The 518-nt window shown below is 55.8% G+C and carries 1 protein-coding gene; it reads right to left on the bottom strand.

What is annotated here, in order from left to right; translation table 11 throughout:
* The coding region (locus ACTHSP_RS21590) for a Glu/Leu/Phe/Val dehydrogenase dimerization domain-containing protein (RefSeq protein WP_440346954.1) at positions 1-518 on the bottom strand (518 nt) is incomplete at both ends.

Raw genomic sequence — 518 nt, forward strand, 5'->3', positions numbered from 1 at the left:
ATGTTCCACGGTTTTTGGTTTTCAAAGTATTGCAGGCCTTGTTCTTTGGCGTAAGTGGCCACGCGTTCGCGGCGTACTTCTTTCAGCTCGATCAAAGCGGCCAATTGCGCTTCGGTCATGCCGCTGTCAGGGAAGAGGACAAAGCCGTTGGAGTCGGAAACGGTCAATACTTTTGCACCCAGTTGGATGGCTTTTTCGGCAGCGTATTGCGCCACGTTGCCGGAGCCGGAAATCAATACGCGTTTGCCTTCGATGCTGTCGTTGCGGGTTTCCAACATAGCTTGGGCAAAATACACGCAGCCGTAGCCGGTGGCTTCAGGGCGAATCAGGCTGCCGCCCCATTCGAGGCCTTTGCCGGTCAGGACGGAAGCAAATTCGTTGCGGATTTTTTTGTATTGGCCGAACAGATAGCCGATTTCGCGGCCGCCTACGCCGATGTCGCCGGCAGGGACGTCGGTGTCGGCGCCGATGTGGCGGTAGAGTTCGGTCATAAAGGCTTGGCAGAAGCGCATTACTTC

The sequence above is a fragment of the Neisseria sp. P0001.S005 genome (genome assembly GCF_051963715.1).